Annotated in this window: 1 protein-coding gene; it reads right to left on the minus strand. The window is 33.3% G+C overall.

Annotated elements, in window-relative coordinates:
* Window positions 1–137 precede the first annotated feature (137 nt).
* Complete coding sequence (locus LG651_RS15650) at window positions 138–527, minus strand: hypothetical protein (protein WP_226697045.1); 390 nt, start codon at window positions 525–527, stop codon at window positions 138–140.
* Window positions 528–559 lie beyond the last annotated feature (32 nt).

Raw genomic sequence — 559 nt, forward strand, 5'->3', positions numbered from 1 at the left:
CAACGGTCTCGTATAACCGTCAGTTACGGGATTAAAGTTAATGTTTTTCGGTTAAATACTGACGTTAGCAATTCCGAGTGGATTCTGACGTAGTCGAATCCGCCGTAATTGCGGTTATACATTGTTGTGTGTAGTTTTTATTCAGTTTCATATTCCGTTTTGTGGAATTCCAATAGTTTATCCGTGAATATATTTATTTCTTTTTTCTCTTTTAGTTTAAAATCCGCAAACATAATCAGTCCGAAAACAACAAATACAATCGGTAAAATCCAAATTCCTTTAATCAGCGAAATTATTGAAATCAAAATTCCGAGTCCGAGTAAAACTTTCGCTAAAATATTCATTGGTGACTTAAAGTCAAATTTCAAATCGTAATTACCTGTTTCATTCACAATTCCGATTAGTCTGTGATTGTTCGGGAAACGATTCCGCATTAATTCAAACTTTTCAGTTCCGATATATCCATTATAGAATCCGTTCACAATTAACTTGTTCAGAATCCTTAAATTTTTATCACTTTTGGTCATCGTTTGTCTCATTTCTCAAATTACACACAACG

It is taken from the genome of Neotamlana sargassicola (assembly GCF_020523965.1).
Lineage (GTDB): Bacteria > Bacteroidota > Bacteroidia > Flavobacteriales > Flavobacteriaceae > Neotamlana > Neotamlana sargassicola.

Excerpts from the sequence above, each read along its gene's own strand:
- LG651_RS15650 (WP_226697045.1), bottom strand. The coding sequence starts at position 527 with ATGACCAAAAGTGATAAAAATTTAAGGATTCTGAACAAGTTAATTGTG.